Raw genomic sequence first — 6,148 nt, forward strand, 5'->3', positions numbered from 1 at the left:
ATTGTACAATGATATCGAAATTTTAAACAGCTTTGAAAGGTGGGAATTTTCAAGGGGGCGACGGCGCTTGCATTGGCGGAGAGCGGGAAGCATCAGAGTGTTGTTGATGCAGTTCGGAAGCGGCTTGGGGGCAAGGGTGAGGCTGCTCAGGTACAGGTTTTTACAGGGGAGAAGTTTACGAACAGTATAGGGATGGTGTTTAAAAAAATCCTTGCAGGCTCCTTTGTAATGGGTGGACAAGGGAGAGAGGACTGGATTCCTTCCCATAAAGTGACGTTATCAGCATTTTATATGGCTACGACAGAAGTAACGTTTTCTCATTGGAAGAAAGTATATCAATGGGCGATTAATCATGGGTACAAGATTCAAAATAGTGGTAATAATCTGAGATATGCATATGGAAAAAATTTATTTTGCCCGATAGATAAGGTGTCTTGGTATGACTGTGTAAAATGGTGTAATGCTGCCAGCGAAATGGAGGGAAGAACTCCATGTTATACCGCTGATGGTGTACCTATTCGGGCAAGAGATAGAATAGATGTGTTGTGCACTTGGGACGCGAACGGGTATCGCCTACCAAGTGAAGCTGAATGGGAATATGCTGCTTGGGGTGACGAAACAAATACAAGCTATTGGGAGAAAATTGTCAGCGGAGATCATGAATATTGCTGGTACGGAGCAAATAGTGGGATATTGATGCATCCCGCTGGATTAAAAAAGGCAAACAGTTGGGGGCTTTATGATATGAGTGGAAATGTGAATGAATGGTGTTGGGATTTATTCATGGCGTATTTAAAAACATCTTTGACAAATCCGTATGGGTCGACAAATGGCATGTATCGCATCTTTCGCGGCGGTTCATTCATACATGGTGGGATATACCTTAGCCCTATTGCTCGACAATATACTAACCCGGAATGCGATTTAGATGATGTCGGTTTCCGTGTCGCGGTTTCAGCAAAATGACCCTGTCCGCAGCGCGTTTTGCTTTTGTGCGTTCGCCTCGGCTCCGCTCGGCGAACGGTAATCGCGAACGTACGCCCATTGGCTTCAACATCGAGATGCGCGGTACGGCGTATCGGGGCTCGGTCGTCGAGCGGAGCCGAGACGAACGAGTATGGGTACTGACGAAGCGACTCGACAGTACGCCCCTCGACTCCGCTCGGGACTCGGTCATCGAGCGGAGCCGAGATGACCGATTGGAGGAATAGTATGCCATTCATGTATATCCTGAAGTGCTGTGATGGAACGTATTACACCGGCAGCACGGTAAATATTGAAAAGCGTCTCTATGAACATCAAAATGGGAATGGAGCAAATTATACGAAGAAACGTTTGCCGGTTAAGCTGGTGTATTTCGAGGAATATGCAAGGATTGATGAAGCGTTCTATCGCGAGAAGCAAGTGCAGGGCTGGGGTCATGTGAAAAAGAAGGCGCTGATCGAAGCGCGATACAATGATTTGCATGCTCAGTCTGAATGTAAGAATGACAGTAATTCGCTCAATGTTCAACACACGGAGTCTTGACTTCGCACCCCTCGACTCCGCTCGGGGAGCGAACAAAATAATATAATTGCAGATCGGTCGTCGAGCGGAGCCGAGACGAACGAGTATGGATACTGGCGAAGCGACTCGACAGTACGCCCCTCGACTCACTTCGACAGCGCTTAGTGCAGGCCGCTCGGGGCTCGGTCGTCGAGCGTAGTCGAGACGACCGAAAATGAGCTGTGCCGAAGCGACCGAAAGAGTCAGTATTTCTTCATTAACACGAGCGATCGCCCGTCGCTTTGAAAGCCTGCTTTCGTGAATGCAGCGCGATATTCGCTCTCAACGGCGGGCGTATCATTTATCGTTTCAACGCGCACGGCGGAGAGCGGTTCGAACTCCCGCGACACCATGGCCCGGAACACGCCGCAGTATTCCGCGAATCGGTCGTCGTTCGGAGATGCTGTTGTAGTGACATCCTTGCCGCTCTTGCGTGAGATGAGAACGATATTCTCTCCGCGATAGACGATATGCGTCGATGCGAGCCGCTCCGGCAGTATCGACTTGAGCGATGATATATCGATGCCGGCAGCGGATGCCGGGTCGGCGGCGTTCATCCACCATACAGTGTCACCCGCGTCCGCGGAAAAGTCCTTAAGTGCATCGGGTGCCGCGAATTGGAGGCCGAGCACATCGTCGAAGAAACGTCCGCTCACGATCTCGCCGGAAAGCTCCATGAGCCGGAATGCAGTAAAGAGCGATTTCCACCGGAGCATCGGCATCTCATGGGCGAGGAGTTCGCGGAACACGATGCCGTAGCGCGAGAGCGCCATGCGCGCGCGGTCCTTTATCAATTCCTGTTCCTCGAGCGGATCGCGTTCATTCCCCGACGTGAGCGCATGCCACGCACCGGCGAACGGGCGCGATGTTTTCCAGCGATTGAATCCCCCGCGCCGTGAGGGCCGATTCGATGCGGCCGATGACGGCGCGCTTTCTTTCGACGCAAAATCGTTCTGAATGCCGAGGCGTACCGCTTTGAAATCGTCATTGGTGATATGGCCGTGAAAGGCGAGTTCCCAGAGCGATGATGCCGCGGTCTTTGAATCAAGACCGGTCTCCTTCATGATGTCGGCGAGGGTATAGCGGCCGTTTTTTGCCGCGAAGAAATCGGCGAGCGCATTCTTTGCCGGAAGCGACGAAGCGAAGAGCTCGTGATCGGATGCGAAACAGAACGATATGCGTTCATGGCCCGTGCCGAACCAGAGGCAATCGCTCTCATTGAGTACGGTATCGAGCCATGATGTGTAGTAGGGAGAGAGGCGTGCGGGGAATATCTCCGATTCCCAGAATGACGCTTTTGCTGAAAAGCCGAAGAGGCGTTCCATGCAGCGCTCGAGGTCCTCTTTTGATGCGCCGATAGTTCCTATCCCCTGTCGACGGGCGAGGAAGGCGGGGAGGGCGGCTATCGGTTTGGCCTGCAGCTGCGGGCGTTCGTCCGCTCTTCGAACGCGTAACAGCGTTTCGAGCGTACCGGCCTCGCAGATCTCGAGCGGGCTGTCGGGACCGCGGAATTGGCCGGAGATGATCGTCCCGCTCTCCAGGAGCGTATGGACCGCGTGGTTGAAAAGAGCGGGCGGTATCGGGAGGAGCGTGGAGAGCTCTTCGGTGCTCATCGGCGTATAGAACCTGAGATACTCAGCGAGGAATTGCGCGCGTATTTCACCAGCGTCAGCATCGTCGGAAGGATCGGCCTTGCCGAATACGATATGGATAGATCGTTCGTCTTCACGTGCATAGACGCCGTCGGCAATGATGATCCTGTCGGATAGTTCGCTCTGCGTGAAGGAGAGGTTGTGGTCGCGTGCAATGGCTGCGAGGAGTTCATCCCACTCCGCGCGGGGTATATATCGCCGTTCCTTTACCCAGACAAAAAGCTCATCGATGCTGTCCGGTGCGTATCCGATGGCTATGCGCTTGCGCTTCGATCCATAGCGCGACAGCATTTCTTCCGAGAACGTGGGGAATGTCCCCGTGGAGAATATATTCTTGATGAGGTCGCCGCGTATATTGCTTTGGAACGATGAAAGCGGCGTATCATCATCGTACATATAGGTGTTCGTCTGCCGCCAGGCGACATCCCCTGCGAACGGCGATGGTGCCGATGTTATCGTTTCGCTGACGGCGATAGTGCCGTCGGCAAGCTCGCCGAGCACGGCATCAAGCGCGGCAAGATCGCTCTCGTCACGCAGGCAGCTTCGCCACGTTTCAAGTATGATGGGGAAGTCGTCATACTTCGCTGTCGCCTCAAGGAGCTTTTTCGCCCTGAGTCGATTGAACCAGAGCGGCATGCGCTTCTTGAAATTCCGCGGAAGGAGGAGTGCGCGCGCTGCGTTCTCGCGGAAATGGCCGCCGAAGAATTCATGGCTTTCGAGCTTCTCGCGTATGAGCGCTGATGCGTTCTCGGGGGTGACGAGCGAGAGTACATCGGCCGCGGTGAATTCATGCGGGAGCTCGAGCATTATCGAATCGTTACCGGCGAAGAATACGAGGGGATAGCCGTGCTTCTTTTCCCATGCCGCCGCGAGCGCAAAGGCGAACGGGCGATTGACCGCAAGCCCCCAGAGCGTATGGAGTATCGTCTGCTTGGCATCACGCTTGTTGTTCGGGTCGCTGCAATGCTCGATAAGGAGATGATGCCGATGGGGGAGCGGGGCATCGGTCTTTCCGCGCTGAAGCCTGAGATACGCGACGAGCGACTCCGCTGCATGTTCGTTCATGTGATGGCGCGAGGTGAGCGATGTGCGGAAGCTGTCGTCAAGATGCTTTTCTGCGTCCTCGAGGAATGCCCCGATCTTCTCCGAGAACGCGAAGGGACGGCTTACGCTGTCTGCTTTCCAGAACGGGAGCGCGGATGCCTTATCGCCCACCGGTGTCACATCGACGTCGTTGTGTGTGATGCGTATGATGCGCCAGAGCCGGTTGCCGAACGGGAATACATCGCCGAGCGAGCGCTCCCATACGAATTCCTCGTCGAGCTCTCCGATAACGGCTTTCGTTCCCGCATCGCGCATGGTGTAATAGCCGCGGTCGGGTATGACGCCGCCGGAAAGATAGATGAGCATGGCCGTTCCGTCGCGTGCACGAATGGTGCCGCTCGTCCTGTCGAGTATGATGCGCGGTGAAAGCTCGCGAATGCGGCTGTCCGCGTAGCGGCCGGCGAGCATTTCAAGGACAAGATCGAATTCAGTGCGCGTGAGCGTGTGATAATACCATGCTGTGCGTATCTCATCGTAGATCTCGGTGATGTCCCGCGTTCTTCCGACGGTCATCGAGAGTATCACCTGCGCAAGGACGTCGAGCGGATCGACCGGCGGCACTATCTCCTCGATGTGATCGCTCGATATATGCGCGGCGAGCACGGCGGCGCTGATGAGATCATGCGCATGAAGCGCGTAGAACGTTGACCGCGAAACGGAACCGACGGCATGCCCTGCACGTCCGATGCGCTGGAGCGCTGCTGACACCGAGAACGGCGGTTCGACGAGAACGACCTCGCTCACATCGCCGATATCGATGCCGAGTTCAAGGGAGCTCGTAGCGACGACAGCGGCGAGCTCGCCTTTCTTGAATCGCTCTTCTACGACGGCGCGTATCTCGCGCGAGAGCGAGCCGTGATGCGAATAGACATCGGGGGCGTCGGTGTTCTCGTTGAGGAAGCGCGTTATCTTCTCCACCATGCGGCGGCTGTTTGCGAAAAGAAGTGTCGAGCGGTTGCGCGTGATGACGGCCCTGAGTGTCTTGGACATCGCAAGCCACCAGTCGTCCCGGGAAGTGTCTTCCCCGAGCTCAGGGAATGACACCGAGATATCGTATCGTTTTTCGATCTCAGAACGGACAATGGTCACCCGTCGCTTGTGATAGATCGCTTTACCGCTGACATGTTCACATCGGTATCCGCCGACAAGCTCGGCGATACGTGCGAGCGGATTGACCGTGGCTGATAGGGCGATTCGCCGGAATTCCCCGTTGATCGCGGTGAGCCGCTCTATTGCCGTCATGAGGAAAACGCCGCGTTTAGTGCCGGCCACCGCATGTATCTCGTCAAGTATCACCGTGCCGATGTTCGATATGAGCGCTTCGCCGCTTGCCGAGGTGAGAAGGATGTTGAGGCTTTCCGGCGTAGTGATGAAGATGTCCGGCGGGCGCTTATACATGCGCCGCCGTTCATCAGCGCTCGTATCGCCGCTCCGAACCCCGACGCTGATATCACGGAGCTTTTCCCCCGCGCGTGCAAAATACCCGCGTATCTCCTCGAGCGGCGTCTCCAGGTTGCGGCGAATATCGTTGTTGAGCGCCTTAAGCGGCGATATATAGAGTATGCGGTAAGCGTCAAGCACTTGTGCATTACGCGGTTTTGTGATGAGCGTATTGAGCGCGGAGAGGAAAGCGGCGAGCGTTTTTCCGCTTCCCGTCGGTGCTGTCATGAGCAGGTGTTCGGTGTCCGGGAGCGACCAGGCGCGTTCCTGCACATCGGTCGGCGTCCCCACCCGTTCGGTGAACCATTGCGCGATAAGGGGATGGAATCGTGAGAGCGAGGTCGGCATAGGGGAAGTATATCGGAAATGAACGGAAAGTGAAGCAGCAATGCATTGACTTATTACCT

4 protein-coding genes are annotated in these 6,148 nt (G+C 55.3%); 3 read left to right on the forward strand and 1 reads right to left on the reverse strand.

Going from position 1 to position 6,148, the window contains the following annotated elements; translation table 11 throughout:
* Window positions 1-39: 39 nt before the first annotated feature.
* Genes AABZ39_11860 through AABZ39_11870 form a run of 3 tightly spaced genes read left to right on the forward strand, consistent with a single transcriptional unit; the run spans window position 40 to window position 1,527 of the window.
* Window positions 40-966: an SUMF1/EgtB/PvdO family nonheme iron enzyme gene (locus tag AABZ39_11860; protein MEK6795468.1), complete on the forward strand. Its 927-nt coding sequence runs from the start codon at window positions 40-42 to the stop codon at window positions 964-966.
* Window positions 963-1,211, forward strand: a complete 249-nt coding sequence (locus tag AABZ39_11865) for a hypothetical protein (GenBank protein ID MEK6795469.1) — start codon at window positions 963-965, stop codon at window positions 1,209-1,211. The genes AABZ39_11860 and AABZ39_11865 overlap by 4 nt, the downstream gene beginning before the upstream one ends.
* A gap of 1 nt (window position 1,212) precedes the next feature.
* Window positions 1,213-1,527, forward strand: coding sequence for a GIY-YIG nuclease family protein (locus AABZ39_11870; protein ID MEK6795470.1), 315 nt, complete (start codon window positions 1,213-1,215; stop codon window positions 1,525-1,527).
* Between the two features lie 221 nt (window positions 1,528-1,748).
* Here AABZ39_11870 and AABZ39_11875 read toward each other — a convergent pair whose 3' ends face one another.
* Window positions 1,749-6,089, reverse strand: coding sequence for a DEAD/DEAH box helicase (locus AABZ39_11875; GenBank protein ID MEK6795471.1), 4,341 nt, complete (start codon window positions 6,087-6,089; stop codon window positions 1,749-1,751).
* Window positions 6,090-6,148 lie beyond the last annotated feature (59 nt).

The sequence above is a fragment of the Spirochaetota bacterium genome (assembly GCA_038043445.1).
Lineage (GTDB): Bacteria > Spirochaetota > Brachyspiria > Brachyspirales > JACRPF01 > JBBTBY01.